Consider the following 19,873-nt stretch of genomic DNA (forward strand, 5'->3'; position numbering starts at 1 on the left):
CTCGACGAGTGGCGGGCGAATTTGCGCCACTCGCGGTCCGGGGGCGCGGTTCGGGGGCGGTTCTGAGTGGCGCGGGGTCAGGGGCGGCGGGCGGTGACGAAGCGGGGCCGGTCGGCGAGGTCGGCGTGGTCGCGGACCTCGGCCCAGCGCGAGGTGAAGACGGCCGGGGCGCTCTCGCCCTGGGCGTCGGCGTGCTCGGCGCCGACGCCGCCGCCGGAGCGCAGCAGCCGCCAGGCGACCTGCTCGACCACGCGCATCGCGTCGAGGCCGTCGTCGCCGGACCACAGCGCGAGCTGCGGATCGTGGTCGCGGGCCTCCGGCGCCACCGACTCCCATGCGTCAAGCGGGATGTAGGGCGGGTTCACCACCACGACGTCCACCGTGCCGTCGAGCTCGAGGAACGCGTCGGCCATGTCGCCGCGACGCAGGTCGACCCCGGTGCCATCGAGGTTCTGCATCGCCCAACCGTGGGCGGACTCGTCGAGCTCGACGGCGTGCACCCGCGCCTCGGGCACCTCGTGCACCACCGAGAGCGAGATCGCGCCGGAGCCGGCGCACAGCTCGACGACGACGGGCGGGCGCCCCTGCTGCTGCAGGACCTCGCGCGCGGCGTCGATCGCCCACCCCGCGAGGAGCTCGGTCTCGGGGCGTGGCACGAAGACGCCAGGACCCACCTCGACGTCGACGTAGCGGAAGGCGGCCGTGCCGGTGATGTGCTGCAGCGGGACCCGGCGGGCGCGAGCCGCGATCATCTCGAGGTAGGTGCGGCGCTGGACGTCGTCGACGCGCGCGGTGAGCGTGAGCAGCGCCCGCGGCGTGCCGGTGACGTGACTCAGCAGCACCTCGGCGTCGTGGCGCGGGGACCCGACCCCACCCTGCTCGAGCGTGGCGGCGGCCTCCTCCAGCAGGCGGCGGGTGCTCACGGGCGGCCCTCGAGTGCCGCGAGTCGGTCGGCCAGGTCGGCCTCGACCAGCGAGCCGATCACGTCGTCGAGGGCGCCGTCGATGACCTGGTCGAGGTTGTAGGCCTTGAACCCCGTGCGGTGGTCCGAGATCCGGTTCTCGGGGAAGTTGTAGGTGCGCACCCGCTCGGAGCGGTCGACCGTGCGCACCTGCGAGCGGCGCGCGTCTGAGGCGGCGGCGTCGGCCTCGGCCTGCGCGGCGTCGAGCAGGCGGGAGCGCAGGATGCGCATCGCCTGCTCCTTGTTCTGCAGCTGCGACTTCTCGTTCTGGCAGCTCACGACGATGCCGGTGGGCAAGTGGGTGATCCGCACGGCCGAGTCGGTGGTGTTGACGCTCTGCCCGCCGGGTCCGGACGAGCGGAAGACGTCGATCCGCAGGTCGTTGTCGTTGACCTGGACGTCGACGTCCTCGGCCTCGGGCAGCACGAGGACGCCGGCCGCCGACGTGTGGATCCGCCCCTGCGACTCCGTGACGGGAACGCGTTGGACGCGGTGCACGCCGCCCTCGAACTTGAGCTTGGCGTAGGGCGCCTCCCCCGGCTCGGGGGTGCCCTTGGCCTTCACCGCGGCCGTGACCGACTTGTAGCCGCCGAGCGTGGTCTCGGTGGAGTCGAGCACCTCGACCTTCCACCCGTGCCGCTCGGCGAACCGCGAGTACATCCGCATCAGGTCCGCGGCGAACAGCGCCGACTCGTCGCCGCCCTCGCCACCCTTGATCTCGAGGATCACGTCCTTGCCGTCGGCGGGATCACGCGGGACGAGCATGCGCTCGAGGCGCTCGGCGAGCTCGGGGACGCGGCGTTCGAGGTCGGCCGCCTCCTCGGTCATGTGCAGCTCCTGGGCGGCGACGAGGTCCTCGCCGGCGTCCTGCCACTCGCGGTAGACGCGGATGATCGCCGTCAGCTCGGCGTAGCGGCGTCCGAGGTCGCGGGCGCGGCGCGCGTCGGAGTGCACGGCGGGGTCGGCCAACTGCTGCTCGACCTCGGTGTGCTCGCCGATCAACGACTCGACTGCTTCGAACACGTCGTCACCTCCTGCGCTCGGGTGCCCGGACACGACAACGGCGCCGGTCGCTCCATCAGAGCGACCGGCGCCGGAGAAGTCCTACTTCTTGCCGTAGCGCTTCTCGAACCGGGCGACGCGGCCGCCGGTGTCGAGGATCTTCTGCTTGCCCGTGTAGAACGGGTGGCAGGCCGAGCAGACATCGGCGCGGAGGGAGCCCTCGGTGGCCGTGCTGCGGGTGGTGAACGAGTTGCCGCAGGTGCAGGTGACCTGGGTCTCCACGTACGCGGGGTGGATGTCCTTCTTCATGATGTCCTCTCGTGGGGTCGCCGGGTCGGGACGCGGGTGCGGACCGTGAACCGGAACCAAGGATTGATTCTGCCAGTGGCACCTTGCATAACCCAAATCGGGCCCGGGGTGTTCCCCTGTCCTCAAATCCCGGGGCACCGCCTACTATGACCCTCATGGGGACCGGGAGACTCAAGACCATTGCCATCACGCTGGTGATGCTCGTCGTGATCGGCGGCGCCGGGGTCTACATCGCCACCGAGTACGGCCGCAGCCGTGCCATCACCGTGATCGCGGCCGTCGGACTCGTCGCCGCGCTGGCGTGGGTCATCCTTACGATCGTCTCGATCATCACGGCCACCAGCGCCCGGCGCATCCTCACCGAGGAGGACACGACGCTGCGCAACGAGCAGCGCCCCGTCGCCCGTCGCACGATCCTGCCCGGCGACGACAAGCAGGTCGGACGGCGCCGCAAGGACCCCAGCGGCTCCTGACCGGCAGCGATCAGGCCGGAAGCAGCGCCTCGATGTCCTTCGCGATGTCCTCGGGGCTCGTCGTCGAGCCGTAGCGCTTGACCACCGTGCCCTCGGTGTCGACCAGGAACTTGGTGAAGTTCCACTTGATCGCACCTCCGAGGACGCCCTTCTTCTCCGACTTCAGCCACTGGAAGAGCGGGTGCGCGTCCGAGCCGTTGACCTTCACCTTGGAGAACATCGGGAACTGCACGCCGAACTGCGACTCGCAGAACGTGGCGATCTCGTCCTCGGCGCCCGGCTCCTGACCGCCGAACTGGTCGCACGGGAAGCCCAGCACGACGAAGCCGCGATCGGCGTAGGTGTCGTAGAGGTCCTGCAGGGGTCCGTACTGCGGCGTGAAGCCGCACTGCGAGGCGGTGTTGACGACGAGCGCGACCTTGCCGCGGTAGTCGGCGAGCTGCTGCTCCATGCCGTCGATCGTGGTGGCGCTGAAGTCCCAGGCGGTGGTCATGTGGCGAGCCTAGCGACGAAGGCCCGGCACCCTTGCGGGAACCGGGCCTTCGAGGCTCAGCAGGTGGCGGCGCGGCGGCCGCGGGCGATCAGTTCTCGCCGTTGCTCGCACCGCCGGGCATCGTCTTGTTGATCTCCATGAGGAACTCGACGTTGTTCTGCGTCTTCTTGAGCTTGCCCAGGATGAGCTCGAGGCCCTGCTGGCCGTCGAGGCCCGAGAGCAGGCGGCGCAGCTTCCACACGATGGCCAGCTCGTCGCGGGCCATGAGCAGCTCCTCGCGACGGGTGCTGGAGGCGTCGACGTCGATCGCCGGGAAGATCCGCTTGTCCGCGAACTCGCGACGCAGGCGCAACTCCCAGTTTCCGGTGCCCTTGAACTCCTCGAAAATGACCTCGTCCATGCGCGAGCCGGTCTCGATCAGCGCGGTCGCCAGGATGGTCAGCGAGCCGCCGTCCTCGATGTTGCGCGCCGCGCCGAAGAACTTCTTCGGCGGGTACAGCGCCGAGGAGTCGACGCCGCCGGACATGATGCGTCCGGAGGCGGGCGCAGCCAGGTTGTAGGCCCGGCCCAGGCGGGTGATGCCGTCGAGCAGCACGACCACGTCGTGGCCCAGCTCGACGAGGCGCTTGGCGCGCTCGATCGCCAGCTCGGCCACGGTGGTGTGGTCGGAGGCCGGACGGTCGAACGTGGAGGCGATGACCTCACCCTTGACGGTGCGCTGGAAGTCGGTGACCTCCTCCGGACGCTCGTCCACCAGGACGATCATCAGGTGGCACTCGGGGTTGTTCTCGGTGATCGCGTTGGCGACCTGCTGCATCACCATCGTCTTGCCCGCCTTGGGCGGCGAGACGATGAGGCCGCGCTGGCCCTTGCCGATCGGCGAGACGAGGTCGATGACGCGGCCCGTCAGGCCACCGGCCTGGCCCTCGAGGCGCAGGCGCTCCGAGGGGTAGAGCGGCGTCAGCTTGGAGAAGTCGACGCGGCGCTTGGCCTCGTCGGCGTCCGACCCGTTGACCGAGTCGACCTTGACCATCGGGTTGAACTTCTCCTTGCGCTCGCCCTCACGGGGCTGGCGCACCTGGCCGGTGATCGCGTCACCGCGTCGCAGGCCGAGCTTGCGCACGAGCGCCATCGAGACGTAGACGTCGTTCTCGCTGGGCAGGTAGCCCGTGGTGCGCACGAACGCGTAGTTGTCGTGGATGTCGAGGATGCCCGCGGCCGGCACCAGGACGTCGTCCTCGGTGAAGGTGGGGTTGTCCTCGAGGCCGCGGCCCGTGCTGCCGCCGCGGTTGCGGCCGCGACGGTTGCGACGGCGTCCGCCGTCGTCGTCCTGGTCACGGTTCTGGTCGCGGTTCTGGTCGCGGTTCTGGCCGCCACCCTGGGTACGCTGGCCGCCGCCCTGGCGGTCCTGGCGATCCTGACGGTTCTGGTTGCCGCCCTGGCGGTCCTGACGATCCTGGCGGCCCTGGCCGCGGTTGCCCTCGCGGTCGCCGGACTCGCGGTCGCGACGATCGTCCTGACCCTTGTCGGCCTGCTTCTCGCCGCGCGAGCGGTCGTCCTGACCCTTGTCGGCCTGCTTCTCGCCGCGCGAGCGGTCGCCCTGGCCCTTGTCGGCCTGCTTCTCACCCTGCGAGCGGTCGCCCTGAGCCTGGTCGGACTGCTTCTCGCCCTGCGAGCGGTCGCGACGGGTCTCCCCCTGGTCGGACGTCTCGGCCGGCGCGGCGGTCTCGGCGGCGGCGCTCTCGCGCGTCTCGGCCTGCTCGACCGGCGCGGAGGACTTGGGGGCACCGGCGGCGCGGCTGGCGCGCGCCGGGCGCTTCGTCGTCCTGGCCTTGGTCGTGGTCTCGGCCGGCACGTCGATGAGCGTGTCCTGGCTGTCCTGGCTGTCCTGGCTGGCACGGGGCGCCTCGACCGGCTTCGCGTCACCGCGGGCGGTCTTGATGGCGTCGATCAGCTGACCCTTGCGCATCTTGGCGGCACCCTCGATGCCGAGGCCGGCGGCGATCTCCTGGAGTTCGGCGATCACCTTTCCGCCGAGCGCTCCCCCGGTCTTGCGGGGGGCCTTCGCGGGGGCCTTGTCGGCACCGTCCGCGGGCGTGGGATCGACCGTGGTTGATTCCGTCACACGTTGTCCTTTTTCGGGAGGCCACGCTTCCTGGGTGGGCGCCTATCGGGTTGGCCGACGTCGCGTCTCGTTCAGGTTCGCCCGTATCCGACGGGCTGAGAGGTGGCATGGTGTCGGGGAGAGAGACTCGACTCCGACAACTTCACTGTAACACGCACTCAGGACCGGAAGTGCGCGCCTTCGGGCGACACGCGCAGTTCGCGTCGAGCCCATCCCGCCGGGCTCCAGGCCTCGAGTCCGTGCGCGAATGCCAGCACCGTCGGGCCGGCTCCGGAGATGACCGCGGGCACGCCCTCGACACGCAGCTGGCGGACCAGCTTGTAGGAGTCGGGCATCGCCTCGGCGCGGTACGGCTGGTGCAACCGGTCCTCGGTGGCCGAGATCAGCCGCTCGGGCGCGGAGGTGAGTGCCGCCACCAGCAGGGCCGTGCGCCCGGCGTTGAAGGACGCGTCGCCGTGCGGGACCTGCTCGGGCAGCAGGCCGCGGGCCACGGACGTGGCGACCGGTTCGGGCGGGACGAACACGGTGACGTCGGCCTCGACGTCGAGCCGCAGCGACTCGGCCGCGGCGCCCTCGATCCACGAGATGGTGAAGCCGCCGAACAGCGCCGGTGCGACGTTGTCGGGGTGACCCTCGAGATCGGTGGCCAGGCCGAAGAGCGTGGTGTCGTCGACGCGCTCGTCGCCGCCGACGACCAGGGCGCGGGCGAGTACGACCCCCGCGGCGATCGCCGCGGCCGAGGAGCCCAGGCCGCGGCCGTGGGGAATCGTGTTGCGGCACGTCACGTGCAGGCCCGCCGGCTTCTCGCCGAGCAGGTCGAACGCGGCGTCCATCGCGCGGTACAGCAGGTGGGTCTCGTCGCGCGGGACCTCGTCGGCACCCTCGCCCTCGATGTCGAATGTCAGGCCCGAGGTGGTGACCTCGGCCGTGACCTCGTCGTACCAGGACAGCGCCATCCCGAGGGAGTCGAAGCCGGGTCCGAGATTGGCGCTGGTGGCCGGGACCCGGACGGTCACCGGCACGTCGACGAAGGTCATGCGAGCCCGGCCGCCTCGGCGGCCGCGTGCACGTCGGCGTCGACGACCGTGTCGACGATCGAGCCGATCTGCGAGAGCGGCGTGTCGATGTCCTTGAGGCCGTGCCCGGTGACGGTGACGGTGATCGTCAGGCCGGTCGGCACCTCGCCCGCCTGGACGGCGGCGAGCAGACCGGCGACACCCGCGGCGGACGCGGGCTCGACGAAGATGCCCTCGTGGCGCCCGAGCTCGCGCTGGGCGTGCAGGATCTGCTCGTCGCTGACGGCGTCGATCCGGCCGCCCGACTCGTCGCGGGCGTTCTCGGCCAGCGTCCACGAGGCCGGGTTGCCGATCCGGATCGCGGTGGCGATGGTCTCGGGGTGGGTGACGATCTCGCCCCGCACGAGCGGCGCGGCGCCGGCGGCCTGGAAGCCCCACATCCGCGGACGCGAGGAGGCGTCGCCGGACTCGTGGTACTCCACGAAGCCCTTCCAGTACGCGCTGATGTTGCCGGCGTTGCCGACCGGGAGGACGTGGATGTCGGGGGCCCGGCCGAGCACGTCGACGATCTCGAAGGATGCGGTCTTCTGACCCTCGAGGCGCATCGGGTTGACCGAGTTGACCAACGCGACGGGGTACTCCTTGGCCAGCCCGCGCGACATGTTCAGGCAGTCGTCGAAGTTGCCGCGGACCTGGATGATGTCACCGCCGTGCATGACCGCCTGGGCCATCTTCCCGGCCGCGATCTTGCCCTGGGGCACGAGCACGATCGGGGTGAGCCCGGCGCGCGCGGCATAGGCCGTCATCGACGCCGAGGTGTTGCCGGTGGAGGCGCACACGACCGCCTTGGCGCCCTCGGCCACCGCGGCGGAGATCGCCGTGGTCATGCCGCGGTCCTTGAAGGAGCCGGTGGGGTTGTTCCCCTCGACCTTCACCCAGACGTCGCCGCCGACGAGGCCGGACAGCCACGCCGAGTGGATGAGCGGCGTGCCGCCCTCCCCCAGCGACACGACGGTCGCGCCCGGCTCGAGCGGGATCCGGTCCCGGTACTCCTCGATGACTCCGCGCCACGGGCTGGCCATCACGACACTCCTTCGACTCGCATGACCGACGAGACCCCGCGCACCATCTCCAGGTCGCGGAGCTGACGCACCGTCGCCGCGAGTGCGGCGTCGTCGGCCTCATGGGTGACGACGACGAGTTGGGCGTCGCCGCCGCGGCCCTCCTGGCGGACCGTCTTGATCGAGACGTCGTGGACGGCGAACGCCTCCGCGACGGCGGCCAGCACACCCGGACGGTCCTCGACGTCGATCTGGACGTGGTACCGCGTGCGGGCCCGGCCGATGTCGAGCACCTCCACCTGGGCGTGCACGGTCTCGCCGGGGCCGAAGACGCCGTCGACGCGATGGCGGGCCACGGTGACCACGTCGCCGAGGACCGCGCTCGCGGTGGGTGCACCGCCGGCGCCGGGGCCGTAGAACATGAGCTGGCCGGCGGCCTCGCTCTCGACGAAGACGGCGTTGTAGGCGCCGCGGACGCTGGCCAGCGGATGCGTGGCCGGGATCATCGCGGGGTGGACGCGCACGGACACCGCGGTGCCCTCGGGGTCGATCTCGCAGATCGCCAGCAGCTTGACGACCGAGCCGATCTCGGAGGCCGACGCCACGTCGGCGGCGGTGACCTCGGTGATGCCCTCGCGGTGGACGTCGGCGATGGTGACGCGCGTGTGGAACGCCAGACCGGCCAGGATCGCAGCCTTGGCGGCGGCGTCGAAGCCCTCCACGTCGGCGGTGGGATCGGCCTCGGCGAACCCGAGGCGCTGGGCCTCGTCGAGCGCGTCGTCGAAGCCCGCGCCGGTGGTGGTCATGGCGTCGAGGATGAAGTTGGTGGTGCCGTTGACGATGCCCAGCACCCGCTCGACCCGGTCGCCGGCGAGCGACTCGCGCAGCGGGCGGACGATCGGGATGGCACCGGCGACGGCGGCCTCGTAATAGAGGTCGCGCTCGGCCTTGACCGCCGCCTCGTAGAGGGTGTCGCCGTCCTCGGCCAGCAGGGCCTTGTTCGCGGTGACGACCGACGCGCCGCTCTCGAGGGCGGCCAGGATGAGCTCGCGGGCGGGCTCGATGCCGCCGATGACCTCGATGACGACGTCGAGGTCGCCCCGCGTGACGAGGGCCTTGGCGTCGGTGGTGAACAGGTCGGAGGGGATGTCGAGGCTGCGCGTGCGCTCGAGGCGGCGGACGGCGATCCCGACCAGCTCGACCGGTGCACCGACGCGGCGGCCGAGCTCCTCGGCGTCGCGCAGGAGGAACCGGGCGACCTCGGTGCCGACGACACCACAGCCGAGCATCGCGATGCGGATCGGGCGGGCGGGAGCGGACGTGGTCACCGGGCAAGACTAGCGGCGACGCGCTGCCGCCCGTGCCCCTGTCCGCGCCTGCGCCGATCGGCGCGGGGAGGGCGTCAGGTCACTCGACGTCGAGGGCGAGCAGGTCGTCCTCGGTCTCGCGGCGCAGGATGAGCCGCGCCTCGCCGTCGCGCACGGCCACGACCGCCGCGCGCGGCACGTGGTTGTAGTTGCTGGCCAGCGAGCGGCAGTAGGCCCCCGTGCCCGGCACGGCCAGCAGGTCGCCCGCGGCGATGTCCGAGGGCAGGAACTCGGACTTCACGACGATGTCGCCGGACTCGCAGTGCTTGCCCACGACGCGGGCGAGCACCGGGCGGGCCTCGGACTCCCGCGACGCGAGGGTGCACGAGTAGTCGGCGCCGTAGAGCGCGGGCCGGATGTTGTCGCTCATGCCGCCGTCGACCGAGACGTACATCCGCGAGCCGCCGCCGTCGAGGCCCACGGCCTTGGTGGTGCCCACCTCGTAGAGCGTGAAGGTGGAGGGCCCGGCGATCGCGCGGCCGGGCTCGATCGACAGCTGGGGCACGTCGATCCTCAGGGCGGCGCACTCGTCGGTGACGATCTTCACGATCTCGCGGCCCAGGTCCTCGGCGGGCCGGGGGTCGTCCTGAGTCGTGTACGCGATGCCGAAGCCGCCGCCGAGGTCGAGCTCGGGCGCGGTGACGCCGAGCTCGCGGGCGATCTGCTCGTGCAGGCGCAGCACGCGCCGCGCGGCGACCTCGAAGCCGTCGGTGACGAAGATCTGCGAGCCGATGTGCGAGTGGAGACCGAGGAACTCCAGGCCGTCGGCGGCCAGTACCCGGCGGACGGCCTCGAGCGCGGCGCCGTCGGAGATGGAGAAGCCGAACTTCTGGTCCTCGTGCGAGGTGGAGATGTACTCGTGCGTGTGCGCCTCGACGCCGGCGGTGACCCGCACCATCACGGGCGCGCGCACGTCGAGCTCGGCACTGAGGGCGGCGAGCCGGTCGATCTCCTCGAACGAGTCGATGACGATGCGGCCGACGCCGACCTCGAGGGCCCGGCGCAGCTCGGCGACGGACTTGTTGTTGCCGTGGTGGCCGATGCGGGCGGGCGGGAACCCGGCGCGCAGCGCGACCGCCAGCTCTCCCCCGGTGCACACGTCGAGGTTGAGGCCCTCCTCGGCGATCCAACGAGCCGTGGCGACGCACAGGAACGCCTTGCCGGCGTAGTAGACGTCGGCGTCGGGGAACGCCTCGCGGAAGCCGCGGGCCCGCGCCCGGAAGTCGTCCTCGTCGACGACGTAGAGCGGGGTGCCGAACTCCTGCGCCAGGTCCGTGGCCGGCTCCCCCGCGATCGTGAGCACGCCGTCGATCTTGCTGACGTTGGCCGACCACAGGTGCGGCACGAGCTCGTTGGAGTCGTCGGGCTCGCGCAGCCACTCGGGGCCACGGGTGCCGGCCTGACCGTGCAGGGCGCCTGCCTCGTGCGATCGCATCATCACATCCGTTCCGGCGCCGAGACGCCCAGCAGGTCGAGCCCGGTGGCGACCACCTGGCGCGTGGCCGCGACCAGCACGAGCCGGGCGCGGTGGGTGTCCGTGGGCTCCTCGTCGCCCTGCGGGAGGACCCGGCAGACGTCGTAGAACTTGTGGAACGTGGAGGCCGTGTCCTCGAGGTACCGGGCGACGCGGTGCGGCTCGCGCAGCTCGGCGGCGCGCGCCACGACCCGCGGGAACTCGGCCAGCGCGCGCAGCAGGTCGCCGGCGCGGTCCTCGACGAGCAGCGACGGGTCGAACCGGTCGAGGTCGGCGGTCAGGCCGAGGTCGGCGCCGTTGCGGATGATCGACGACAGCCGGGCGTGCGCGTACTGCACGTAGTAGACGGGGTTGTCGTTGCTCTTGCGCGTCATCTCGGCGACGTCGAGCGTGAGCGGCGAGTCGGCCGGGTAGCGGATCAGCGTGTACCGCAGCGGGTCGACGCCGATCAGGTCGATCAGCTCGCGCAGCGACACGATCGTGCCGGCGCGCTTGCTGAGCTTGAGTTCCTTGCCGTCCTGCATGATCTTCACGAGCTGGCCGATCAGGACTTCGATCTGATCGCCCGGGGTGTCGCCGACGCAGGCCGCCATCGCGTTGAGGCGCCCGACGTAGCCGTGGTGGTCGGCGCCGAGCAGGTAGATGCAGGTGTCGAAGCCGCGGTCGCGCTTGTCGACGTAGTAGGCCGTGTCGGACGCGAAGTAGGTGAGCTCGCCGTTGCCGCGCAGCAGCACCCGGTCCTTGTCGTCGCCGAAGTCGGTGGTGCGCATCCACGTGGCGCCCTCGGACTCGAACAGCCGGCCCTGCTCGCGCAGCTTGGCCATGCCGCGCTCGACGGCGTCGGACTCGTGCAGCGAGCGCTCGGAGAACCAGACGTCGAAGTGGGTGTTGAACTCGGCCAGCTCGGACTGGTGCTCGCCCAGCTGCAGCGCGTAGCCGGCCTCGCGGAAGGCCACCAGCTGCTCGTCCTCGGGCAGGCTCGTGATCGACGGGTCGTCCTCGACGATCCGGGCGGCGAGGTCGGCGACGTAGGCGCCCAGGTAGCCGTCCTCGGGCGGCTCCTGGCCGTGGGCCCGCGCCATCAGGGAGGCACCGAACTTGTCCATCTGGTTGCCACGGTCGTTGATGTAGAACTCACGGGTGACCTCGTCGCCCGCCGCCGCCATCACGCGGCCGATCGCGTCGCCGACGGCCGCCCAGCGGGTGTGGCCGAGGTGCAGCGGACCCGTGGGGTTGGCGCTGATGAACTCCATGTCGATCTTGCGGCCGGAGGGCGGCGCGTGGCCGTAGGCCTCCCCCGCCTCGAGGACGTGGCGCGCGATCTCACCCTGAGCCCCCGCGGCGACACGGATGTTGAGGAAGCCGGGGCCGGCCACCTCGGCGCCGGCGATGCCGTCGGACGCGGCCAGCTCGGCGGCGAGCAGCTCGGCGAACGCGCGCGGATTCATGCCGGCCTTCTTGCCCAGCTGCATCGCGATGTTCGTGGCGTAGTCGCCGTGCTCCTTGACCTTCGGTCGCTCGACGCGGACCTGGGCGGGGACCGGGTCGGGAAGGGTCACGCGGCCCGCGTCCACGAGGGACGTCAGGGCGGCGACGATGGCGTCGGAAAGCTGGTCGGGGGTCACCGGCACAGCCTATCTGCGTGCGCTACTGCCGGGATTCGAGGACCCGGCGCACGGTCGCGACGAGCGTGTCCGGGTCGAACGGCTTCGTGACGTAGTCGTCGACGCCCGCCGCCGCGGCGCGGTTGAGGTCGATCTGCTGGCTCTGGGTGGACACCATGACCAGTCCGACGCCCGCGTAGCGCGCATCGGCCCGGATGCGCGTGATGGCGGTGACGCCGTCCATGCGCGGCATCATCATGTCCATCGTGATGAGACCCGGCAGCTCGTCGAGGTTCGCAAGGACGTCGAGACAGTCCTGTCCGTCCTCGGCCTCGATCACGTCGAAGCCTGCCAGTTCGAGGTTGGTGCGGATCAGGAAGCGAATGGACGCCGTGTCGTCGACGACCAGCACGGTGGGGGGCACGGCTACAACCTACTCGTGCGCTACCGTTGGTCCCCGCGGTATCCCACACCGCGAGCGGCCCCCGTAGCTCAGGGGATAGAGCACCGCCCTCCGGAGGCGGGAGCGCAGGTTCGAATCCTGCCGGGGGCACGCTGGCACCACCGAGGTCCGTCCGTCGAGGGCGGACCTTCTGCTTTTCCCCGGCCCGATCGCGATTCGTGAACATGGTACATGGTGAAGTAGACTCACGATGTGACCCGCGAACCGACGACCGTGCTCGACAAGCTGCTGCACCTCTCGTCGCTGATGGCGTCCGACCTGAGCCGGTTCGAGCAGGAGTCCGGACTCACCACGGCCCGCACCCACGTGCTCTGGATGCTCGGCCTGTCCGGCCCCAGCACGCAGCAGGCGCTCGCCGCCGCGCTGGAGGTGACGCCGCGGAACGTCACCGGGCTCGTGGACGGCCTGGTCGCGTCGGGCCATGTCACCCGCGAGCCGCACCCCACGGACCGCCGCGCCATCCTGGTGACCCCGACCGAGATCGGCGAACGGACGATCCGCGACCTCCGTGAGAGCCACGCCGATCTCGCGCGACAGCTCTTCGGCGACGTTCCCGAGCGCAGGCTGGCCGCGTTCGAGTCCACGCTCGACGAGACCATCGCGACTTTCCTGCGACTCATGCAGGAGAGCACGTGACCACCCGGCGGCTGCTCGGCCTGGCGCGGGAGGCGCTGCTGCTGGAGCTCGCCCTCTACCGCTCCCTCGTCCGCTGGATCGCCCGCCGTCCGGACGTGCCGGCCGGTGCGACGCCGATCGGCTACGCGCAGCTCGTCGGCCCGATGCTGTGGCTGTGGATCTTCGGCTCGGCCACCGAGACCGTCGCGGTCGAGCTGGTGCTGCGCCACGTCGACGCCGCGTGGGCCGACGCCATCCGGCTTCCGTTGCTCGTGCTCGGCATCTGGGGCGTCCTGTGGATGCTCGGGCTGCTGGCGTCCTACCGGGTCCGCCCGCACCTGCTGCACGACGACCGGCTGCGGCTGCGCTGCGGCGCCCGCACCTGGGTCGACGTCCCGCTCGCCGCGGTGGCGGGGTGCCGGCTCGTCGAGCACGAGATGCCGGGGACGATCCGCTCCGTGCACCACGAGGACGACCTGCTGCTGCTCGGCGTGAGCGGCCGCACCAACCTCGAGCTCGAGCTCACGGGTGTCACCACGCTGCGCTCGTCCAAGGGCGAGCTCGTCGCGGACCGGGTGGGCTTCTGGGTCGACGCACCGCGTGAGGTCGCACGCGAGATCGCACCGCTGATCTCCGCTCGTCCGTGAGCCGCGGGTCCTTGTTGCGGGCGCCGCGGCGGTACTAGGTTCGGACGAACCTCCCCCGTCGAGAGCGAGCCCGTGGATCCAGACCCGTCGCAGCAGCCCGCGGTCGTCACCGCGTCCGGACTCCGCATGTCGTACGGCACTCGGGAGGTCCTCAAGGGCCTGGACTTCGAGGTGCGCCGCGGTGAGGTGGTGGCCCTGCTGGGCCCCAACGGCGCCGGGAAGACCACCACCATCGAGATCCTCGAGGGGTTCCGCAAGCCGTCCGACGGCGCGGTGCGCGTCCTCGGCGAGTCGCCGCTCACGGCCGACGAGGCGTGGCGCTCACGGGTCGGGGTGGTGCTGCAGTCGTGGCGCGACCACGGCCGCTGGCAGGTGCGCGAGCTGCTCGAGCAGTTCGGCTCGTACTACGCGCCGTACGCCACGCCCGACCACGCGTGCCCCTACGGCACCGACGAGCTGCTGGACCGGGTCGGCCTGACGGCCCAGGCCGGGGCGAAGGTCAAGTCGCTCTCGGGCGGCCAGCGGCGCCGGCTGGACGTCGCGATCGGCATCGTCGGCCGGCCGGAGATGCTGTTCCTCGACGAGCCGACGGTCGGCTTCGACCCCGTGGCCCGCCGCGACTTCCACGCCCTCGTGCGCCGGCTCAGCGACCTGGAGGACACCACCATCCTGCTGACGACACACGACCTGAACGAGGCCGAGAAGCTCGCCGACCGGATCCTCATCCTGAACCACGGACGCATCGTGGCCGACGGCAGCGCAGCCTCCCTCGCCGAGCAGATCTCGGGCACCACCGAGGTGCGGTGGGTCCATCACGGCGAGGCCCACGTGCACACCACCGCCGACGGCACCGACTTCGTGCGCGACCTCCTCGCTCGTCACCCCGACGGGATCACCGACCTCGAGGTCCGCCGGTCGACCCTGGAGGACACCTACCTGGCGATGGTGGCCCGGCACGAGCAGTCCGACGAGCCGCGGGAGGTGGTCGCATGAGCGCCGTCGACGTCGCCGTCCGCTCCGGGATGCGGCGCGGGTGGATCGAGTTCCGCAACAGCCTCCGCGCACCCGAGGACCTCATGTACTACGTGCTCCTCAACGGGATCCTCGCCGTCGTGCTGTACCTCAACCGCGACAACATGATCGAGGACGCCGACATCAGCGTGGCCCACTTCATCGTGCCCAACGCGCTGGCGATGATGGTGGTCTTCGGCGCGGCCTACGGGCTGGCCACGGTGGTCGTGACCGAGCGCGAGGACGGCACCCTGCTGCGCGCGAAGAGCGTCCCTCGAGGCATGCGCGGCTATGTCGTGGGCCAGTCCGCGCGGGTGACCTACGAGACGATCTTCGGCTCCGCGATCATCCTCGCGGCCGCCACGGCTCTCGTGGACGGCCTGTGGCACCGCGGCGTGCCGGGATTCCTCGGCGTCGTGGCACTGATCGTGCTGGGCCTGCTGGCCTGCGCGCCGATCGGCTTCGTGCTGGGCTCGATCTTCAAGAACCCCCGCTCGGTGGGCGGCTGGGGCATGGTCGTCATCGGCGCCCTCGTCTACGCCTCGGGGATCTTCAGCACGGGTGGACTGCCGCGCTGGGTGGAGGTCGTCGGGCAGCTCTTCCCGCTGCACTGGCTCGCGGCCGGGATGCGCGCGGCACTGCTCCCCGACTGGGCCGCCACCCTCGAACCCGGCGGGGAATGGCGAGTCTGGCAGGCGGTCGCGGTGCTGACGGTGTGGGCCGTGATCGGGATGGTCCTGGCTCCGCGACTGCTGCAGCGCATGGCCCGCCGGGAGTCCGGATCGGCCGTGGCGGCGCGCCGCGACAAGGCCCTCACGCGGGTCTGAGCTCGGGGCGGCACGTCGGGGCGGAGGCGACGCCTCGCGCCGTTTCCACCACAATGGTCCCGATGCCCGACACCACGAGCGCGACCCACCAGGACCTTCCCGCCCTCCCGGAGCCGTGGCGCGCACGGGTTCCCGGCTACGCCGACATCGACGCCCTGGTCGCCCTGCGACGGCTCGACGAGCTGCAGGGGACGGGCGAGGCCCACGTCGATCCGGCCGGGATCGAGTCCGAGGTGGCGGGGCAGGCGAGCTGGACCCGCCGGCAGCTCGTCGCGGTGGGCGACGACGACGTGCCGCGCGCCTGGATCACGGTGCACGACCGGGCCGCCGGGCGAGCGCTGATCTGGGGCTACTTCGACCGCGACGTGGAGCAGATCGACGCGATCGCGGAGGCGTTCTACGCCTGGGCCGAGGATGCCGCCGTCGCGATGGCCCGCTTCCGCGGCGTCACCGCCACCCGGCTCGACGAGAGTCCCTTCGCCGGTGACACGCGCCAGGCCGGCTGGCTGAGGCAGGCGGGCTACGCCAAGCGCCGAACGTGGCTGCACATGGAGCGCCCCGTCACGGCGGACGAGGCGTCGCTCGAGCCCCGCGCCGGCGTCACCGTCCGGCCGGTCGAGCGGCACGAGAACGGGATGCCCGTCGCCGCGGACCTGCAGGTCGTGCACCAGATGCTCGAGACATCGTTCCAGGACCACTTCAACTCCTACCGCGAGAGCTTCTCGGAGTTCGTCCAGCGACTGCGGGAGGATCCCGGCCACAGCTGGGACCACTGGTGGCTCGCGTACGTCGACACCGACGGCGGCCATCACGTGCCGGCGGGCACCGTGGTGTGCTCGTCGAGCGCGGCCCCCGAGGGCGGCACCCCGGGCACCTACGTGGAGTACATCGGCGTGAACCGGGCGGCACGCGGACGAGGGGTGGCGAAGTCGTTGCTGGCCACCGTGATCGCCGACGCGGCCCGCAGCGGTCGGGATCGGGTGTCCCTCGAGGTCGATGCCGACTCCCCCACCAAGGCCGACGAGCTGTACCGCTCGCTGGGCTGGGAGACCGACTACGTCACCGAGTCCTGGTTCAAGGACCTCGACCTCAGCTGACGGACCCGCCCGGACTCGTCCGCTCCCGCAGCCACGTGGTCGTCCCCGGCGCCATCCCCCGAGACTTCGGAGTGCGGTCGACCGGGGTCACGATGAGCGCCTCGTCGCCGGGCAGCGACCACTTCAGCGCGTGGTAGACCACCGAGAGCGTCTCGGTGCTCTCGATGAGCAGCAGGCCCGGCGCGATCGGACGCGCCTCCTGCCACGGGCCGTCGAGATCGTCCGGCTCCGCCTCGGTCCACGCCAAGTACACGGTCACGCGCCCATCCTGCACGCGGCCCCGAGGACCCGCTCGCCGACACCGCCCGGAGTCGCCAGTGGCGCAAACCGGGGTCACGAGTGGCGCAGAAGTGCCCGCCACTCGCCGAGTGGCGGGCGAAACTGCGCCACTCGCGGATCCGGCGGCGGGCTCAGCTCAGGCCAGCAGGGCGAGCGCCGCGCGCACGATCTCGTCCTCGCCGAGGAGCACCTGGTCGGAGGCCGGTCCCAGCGGGATGAAGCTGTCGGCGCTGGACACGCGCGCGATGCGGCCCGGGTGGCGTCCGGCGACCAGGGCGCTCACGACGCCCTCCCCCACCCCGCCGGAGTGACGGGTCTCGTCCACCACGAGCACCGCGTCGAAGTCGCGGCAGGCGTCGACGATCCGCTCCTCCGGCAGCGGCGCCAGCCAGCGCAGCTCGACGACGGTCGCCTCGATGCCCTGGGACCGCAGGACCTCCGCCGCCCGCAGGCTCATGAAGGTGCCGTTGCCGAACGTGACGAGCACGACGTCGCGGCCGCCCCCGTGCACGCCGAGCTCCCCCGGAGCGATGACCGCACCGTCCGAGGCGGCCGCGGTCCACAGGCCGTCGCCCTCCTCGTGCAGGTCGCGGGAGTGGTAGCGCGCGATCGGCTCGAGGTACACGCACACCTGTCCCTGCCGGGCGAGCTCGTGGCAGGCCCGCAGCAGTCCCGGAGCGTCGGCGGGATGGCTCGGGACCGCCAGCACCAGTCCGGGGATGTCACGCAGGACGGCCACCGAGTTGTCGTTGTGGAAGTGGCCGCCGAAGCCTCGCTGGTAGGCCAGTCCGGCGACGCGGACCACCATGCCGTTGCGGTACTGGCCGGCGGAGAAGAAGGCGAGCGAGGCGGCCTCGCCACGCAGCTGGTCCTCCGCGTTGTGCAGGTAGGCCAGGTACTGGATCTCGGGAATCGGCACGAACCCGGCCAGCGCCGTGCCCAGGGCCGTGCCCAGGATCGTCTGCTCGTCCAGCAGCGTGTCGAAGACGCGCTGACCGCCGAAGCGCTTGCGCAGGCCGCGGGTCACGCCGTAGACGCCGCCCTTGACCGCCACGTCCTCCCCGAAGACCAAGGTCTCGCCGTGCTCCTCCAGCAGCTCGGCGAGCGTGGCGTTGATGGCCTGCGCGAGCGTGCGTCGCGGACCGTCGGCCGGCTCCCCCGTCACCGAGGCGACGGACGGCAGCGCGAGCGGCGCCGTGACGGCGGCGCGCGACTCCAGGCGCGCCTCGCCGATGATCGCCTCGGCCCCCTCCATGACGGTCCGGCGCATGTCCTCGTAGGCGTCGAGCGCCTCGGCCCCGGTCATCGCGCCGGCGTCGACGAGCGCCCGGGCGGTCGCGACGAGCGGGTCGTGGACGTGGTCGGCCTCGATCCGGCGCCGTGTGCGGTAGGCGATCTCGGTGTCCGAGCCGGCGTGACCGAGGAACCGGACGGTGCTCAGGTGCAGCACCCCTGGCCGACGGCTGGACCGCACCTCGTCGAGCGCGTCCCGCGTCTGCGCCAGCAGGCCGACCGGGTCGTCCCCGTCCGCGGTCCGGTAGCCGATCCCGGGGAGCCGCTCCAGCATGGCGCCCGGCCAGCCCACGGGCGACGCGGTGCTGATGCCGATCCGGTTGTCCTCGCACACGAACAGCACGGGGCACTCCAGCCCCCGGTGCGTGAGGTAGGCCGCGGCGTTGAGCGCACCGACGGCGGTCGAGTGGTTGACCGAGGCGTCGCCGAAGCTGCACAGCACGACGGCGTCCTCGGGCCACGCGGTGTGTCGGCCCAGCCTCCGGGCGAAGCCGAGCCCCAGCCCCAGCCCGACGGCGCGCGGCAGGTGCGAGCTGATGGTGGAGGTCTGCGGGATGATGCTGAGCGCCGGATGGCCGAAGACCTTGTGCCGCCCGCCCGACATCGGGTCGCTGCGGGCGCTGGTGAGGCTCTGCAGGATCGCCCGGACCCCGTCGTCGCGTCCGGCCTTGGCGGACCGCGCCGCGTACAGCCCGCCCGAGCGGTAGTGCAGCAGCGCCGGGTCGGTGACCTCCGACAGCAGGCCGAGGGCCGCGTTGCTCTCGTGCCCGGCCGAGCCGATCGTGTAGTGCCCCTGGCCCTGCGCCTGCAGCCAGCGCGCCGCGAAGTCGAGGTGCCGGCTCTGGACTTGGGCGGCGAACAGCCGACGCAGCGCGTCCACGTCCACGTCCCGCTCCACGCCGGGATCCGTACGCAGCTCCGGCAGCACGCGGACGACGTACTCGTCGATCGTCTCCATCAGTGACTCAGCGCCTCACCGACGGCCCGGGCGATCGGCACGTGGGCGACGGGCCCGTGACCGGGCAGCAGGAGGTCGGCGTCGAGCAGGGCGAGGTCCGGCAGCGTCGCGCGCAGCCGGGCCGTGTCGTGGTGGAAGAACGCGTCGATCGCCTGCGGGCCCTCGACCGGGCTGAGCGAGTGCCCGGTCACGAGCGCGTCCCCCGTGGCCACGGCACGCTGCTCGGGGAAGTACAGCGCCAGGTGCCCCGAGGTGTGGCCCGGCAGGTGCAGCGGAACGGGCGAGCGGGCGATGTCGAGCGGCGTGCCGGGCGTCACCGCCTCAGCGTGGTCGACCCGCGGATGCCCGGACGCGCCGAGGCGGGCGATGCCCAGGGCCCAGCGCAGCACCCGGGGCCGCCAGGCGCGCACGAGGACGTCGGCCGTGGTGGCGCTCTCGACGCGCTCGCCCCGGAGCATCGGCAGCTCCTCGGCCCCGGCGAGCACCCGCACGCCGCGGGCCGCCAGCGCGGGCATCGACCCGGTGTGGTCGACGTGGTTGTGCGTCACGACGAGGGCCTCGACCTGCTCCATCGTGACGCCGGCGCGGCGCACGGACTCCTCCACCAGCGCGGCCTGCCCGGGGTAGCCGCAGTCCACGAGCGCCGCGCGCCCGTCCTCGACCAGCACGATCCAGTTGACGAACTCGGTGTGTGCGAACCAGATGCCGTCCGCGACCTCGGTGACCTCCACGGCTCGAACCTAGGAGCCCGTCCGGGCGCTGTCCACGGACGCGCCGTGCAGACCTGTCCAAACGTGG

The 19,873-nt window shown here is 71.9% G+C and carries 20 protein-coding genes and 1 tRNA gene; 7 read left to right on the plus strand and 14 right to left on the minus strand.

The genetic code is table 11. The features are described 5' to 3' along the window. Window positions 1-77: 77 nt before the first annotated feature. The 3 genes from prmC to rpmE all read right to left on the minus strand — a co-directional run bounded on the left by prmC (window position 78) and on the right by rpmE (window position 2,272). Window positions 78-923 (minus strand): peptide chain release factor N(5)-glutamine methyltransferase, encoded by an 846-nt coding sequence (gene prmC / locus B2363_RS06130; protein WP_286929141.1) that lies wholly within the window; start codon window positions 921-923, stop codon window positions 78-80. Next, window positions 920-1,984, minus strand: a complete 1,065-nt coding sequence (prfA, locus tag B2363_RS06135) for a peptide chain release factor 1 (protein WP_286929143.1) — start codon at window positions 1,982-1,984, stop codon at window positions 920-922. The genes prmC and prfA overlap by 4 nt, the downstream gene beginning before the upstream one ends. Window positions 1,985-2,065: 81 nt before the next feature. Then, complete coding sequence (gene rpmE / locus B2363_RS06140; RefSeq protein WP_078700513.1) at window positions 2,066-2,272, minus strand: 50S ribosomal protein L31; 207 nt, start codon at window positions 2,270-2,272, stop codon at window positions 2,066-2,068. 155 nt (window positions 2,273-2,427) lie between these two features. Between rpmE and B2363_RS06145 the strand changes: the two genes are divergently transcribed. Next, window positions 2,428-2,745, plus strand: coding sequence for a hypothetical protein (locus tag B2363_RS06145; protein WP_286929144.1), 318 nt, complete (start codon window positions 2,428-2,430; stop codon window positions 2,743-2,745). Window positions 2,746-2,755: 10 nt separating this feature from the next. Here the strand turns inward: B2363_RS06145 and B2363_RS06150 are convergent, their stop codons facing one another. The 8 genes from B2363_RS06150 to B2363_RS06185 form a co-directional block, all read right to left on the minus strand. Next, window positions 2,756-3,238 (minus strand): glutathione peroxidase, encoded by a 483-nt coding sequence (locus B2363_RS06150; protein WP_181756567.1) that lies wholly within the window; start codon window positions 3,236-3,238, stop codon window positions 2,756-2,758. A gap of 88 nt (window positions 3,239-3,326) precedes the next feature. After that, the gene (rho, locus tag B2363_RS06155) at window positions 3,327-5,363 is read right to left on the minus strand and encodes a transcription termination factor Rho (RefSeq protein ID WP_376785940.1); all 2,037 of its coding nucleotides are present in this window, start codon (window positions 5,361-5,363) and stop codon (window positions 3,327-3,329) included. Between the two features lie 158 nt (window positions 5,364-5,521). Further along, window positions 5,522-6,400: a homoserine kinase gene (gene thrB / locus B2363_RS06160; RefSeq protein WP_286929145.1), complete on the minus strand. Its 879-nt coding sequence runs from the start codon at window positions 6,398-6,400 to the stop codon at window positions 5,522-5,524. Continuing rightward, entirely contained in the window at window positions 6,397-7,461 is a 1,065-nt protein-coding gene (thrC, locus tag B2363_RS06165) for a threonine synthase (RefSeq protein WP_286929147.1), read from the minus strand. Before thrC ends, thrB begins: the two co-directional genes overlap by 4 nt. Next, window positions 7,461-8,768 (minus strand): homoserine dehydrogenase, encoded by a 1,308-nt coding sequence (locus B2363_RS06170; RefSeq protein WP_286929149.1) that lies wholly within the window; start codon window positions 8,766-8,768, stop codon window positions 7,461-7,463. The genes thrC and B2363_RS06170 overlap by 1 nt, the downstream gene beginning before the upstream one ends. 79 nt (window positions 8,769-8,847) lie before the next feature. Further along, window positions 8,848-10,245 carry a diaminopimelate decarboxylase gene (gene lysA / locus B2363_RS06175; RefSeq protein WP_286929151.1) on the minus strand — a complete coding sequence of 466 codons (1,398 nt, stop codon included), beginning with the start codon at window positions 10,243-10,245 and terminating at the stop codon, window positions 8,848-8,850. Then, entirely contained in the window at window positions 10,245-11,906 is a 1,662-nt protein-coding gene (argS, locus tag B2363_RS06180; protein WP_286929153.1) for an arginine--tRNA ligase, read from the minus strand. Before argS ends, lysA begins: the two co-directional genes overlap by 1 nt. A gap of 22 nt (window positions 11,907-11,928) precedes the next feature. Continuing rightward, complete coding sequence (locus B2363_RS06185; protein WP_286929155.1) at window positions 11,929-12,309, minus strand: response regulator; 381 nt, start codon at window positions 12,307-12,309, stop codon at window positions 11,929-11,931. 57 nt (window positions 12,310-12,366) lie between these two features. Here B2363_RS06185 and B2363_RS06190 point away from each other — a divergent pair. The 6 genes from B2363_RS06190 (at window position 12,367) to B2363_RS06215 (ending at window position 16,545) form a co-directional block, all read left to right on the plus strand. Beyond that, window positions 12,367-12,438, plus strand: a tRNA-Arg gene (locus B2363_RS06190). Window positions 12,439-12,540: 102 nt separating this feature from the next. Beyond that, window positions 12,541-12,984 carry a MarR family winged helix-turn-helix transcriptional regulator gene (locus B2363_RS06195; protein ID WP_286929156.1) on the plus strand — a complete coding sequence of 148 codons (444 nt, stop codon included), beginning with the start codon at window positions 12,541-12,543 and terminating at the stop codon, window positions 12,982-12,984. After that, window positions 12,981-13,610 (plus strand): hypothetical protein, encoded by a 630-nt coding sequence (locus B2363_RS06200; protein WP_286929157.1) that lies wholly within the window; start codon window positions 12,981-12,983, stop codon window positions 13,608-13,610. Before B2363_RS06195 ends, B2363_RS06200 begins: the two co-directional genes overlap by 4 nt. A 72-nt stretch (window positions 13,611-13,682) precedes the next feature. Next, on the plus strand, window positions 13,683-14,603 hold the full coding sequence (locus B2363_RS06205; RefSeq protein ID WP_286929158.1) for an ABC transporter ATP-binding protein: 921 nt from the start codon (window positions 13,683-13,685) through the stop codon (window positions 14,601-14,603). Beyond that, a complete protein-coding gene (locus B2363_RS06210; protein WP_286929159.1) occupies window positions 14,600-15,448 on the plus strand; it encodes an ABC transporter permease in 849 nt (282 codons plus the stop codon). The genes B2363_RS06205 and B2363_RS06210 overlap by 4 nt, the downstream gene beginning before the upstream one ends. 62 nt (window positions 15,449-15,510) lie before the next feature. After that, window positions 15,511-16,545, plus strand: coding sequence for a GNAT family N-acetyltransferase (locus B2363_RS06215; protein ID WP_286929160.1), 1,035 nt, complete (start codon window positions 15,511-15,513; stop codon window positions 16,543-16,545). On the opposite strand, the gene B2363_RS06220 is transcribed toward B2363_RS06215, so the two are convergent. The 3 genes from B2363_RS06220 to B2363_RS06230 all read right to left on the minus strand — a co-directional run bounded on the left by B2363_RS06220 (window position 16,538) and on the right by B2363_RS06230 (window position 19,806). Further along, window positions 16,538-16,804 carry a hypothetical protein gene (locus B2363_RS06220; RefSeq protein ID WP_286929161.1) on the minus strand — a complete coding sequence of 89 codons (267 nt, stop codon included), beginning with the start codon at window positions 16,802-16,804 and terminating at the stop codon, window positions 16,538-16,540. The two genes, B2363_RS06215 and B2363_RS06220, sit on opposite strands and share 8 nt — an antisense overlap. A gap of 156 nt (window positions 16,805-16,960) precedes the next feature. Then, entirely contained in the window at window positions 16,961-19,075 is a 2,115-nt protein-coding gene (locus B2363_RS06225) for a thiamine pyrophosphate-dependent enzyme (RefSeq protein WP_286929163.1), read from the minus strand. Beyond that, complete coding sequence (locus B2363_RS06230) at window positions 19,075-19,806, minus strand: MBL fold metallo-hydrolase (protein WP_286929164.1); 732 nt, start codon at window positions 19,804-19,806, stop codon at window positions 19,075-19,077. Before B2363_RS06230 ends, B2363_RS06225 begins: the two co-directional genes overlap by 1 nt. Between the last annotated feature and the right edge of the window lie 67 nt (window positions 19,807-19,873).

This window comes from Aeromicrobium sp. UBA7512 (assembly GCF_002476985.1).
Taxonomy (GTDB): domain Bacteria; phylum Actinomycetota; class Actinomycetes; order Propionibacteriales; family Nocardioidaceae; genus Aeromicrobium; species Aeromicrobium phoceense.

What these genes read in the sequence shown, in the direction of transcription:
- B2363_RS06215 (WP_286929160.1), top strand. Translation starts at nt 15,511, where the DNA reads ATGCCCGACACCACGAGCGCGACCCACCAGGACCTTCCCGCCCTCCCG.
- B2363_RS06145 (WP_286929144.1), top strand. Translation starts at nt 2,428, where the DNA reads ATGGGGACCGGGAGACTCAAGACCATTGCCATCACGCTGGTGATGCTC.
- lysA (WP_286929151.1), bottom strand. Translation starts at nt 10,245, where the DNA reads ATGATGCGATCGCACGAGGCAGGCGCCCTGCACGGTCAGGCCGGCACC.
- B2363_RS06225 (WP_286929163.1), bottom strand. Translation starts at nt 19,075, where the DNA reads ATGGAGACGATCGACGAGTACGTCGTCCGCGTGCTGCCGGAGCTGCGT.
- thrB (WP_286929145.1), bottom strand. Translation starts at nt 6,400, where the DNA reads ATGACCTTCGTCGACGTGCCGGTGACCGTCCGGGTCCCGGCCACCAGC.
- B2363_RS06150 (WP_181756567.1), bottom strand. Translation starts at nt 3,238, where the DNA reads ATGACCACCGCCTGGGACTTCAGCGCCACCACGATCGACGGCATGGAG.
- rpmE (WP_078700513.1), bottom strand. Translation starts at nt 2,272, where the DNA reads ATGAAGAAGGACATCCACCCCGCGTACGTGGAGACCCAGGTCACCTGC.
- B2363_RS06210 (WP_286929159.1), top strand. Translation starts at nt 14,600, where the DNA reads ATGAGCGCCGTCGACGTCGCCGTCCGCTCCGGGATGCGGCGCGGGTGG.
- thrC (WP_286929147.1), bottom strand. Translation starts at nt 7,461, where the DNA reads ATGGCCAGCCCGTGGCGCGGAGTCATCGAGGAGTACCGGGACCGGATC.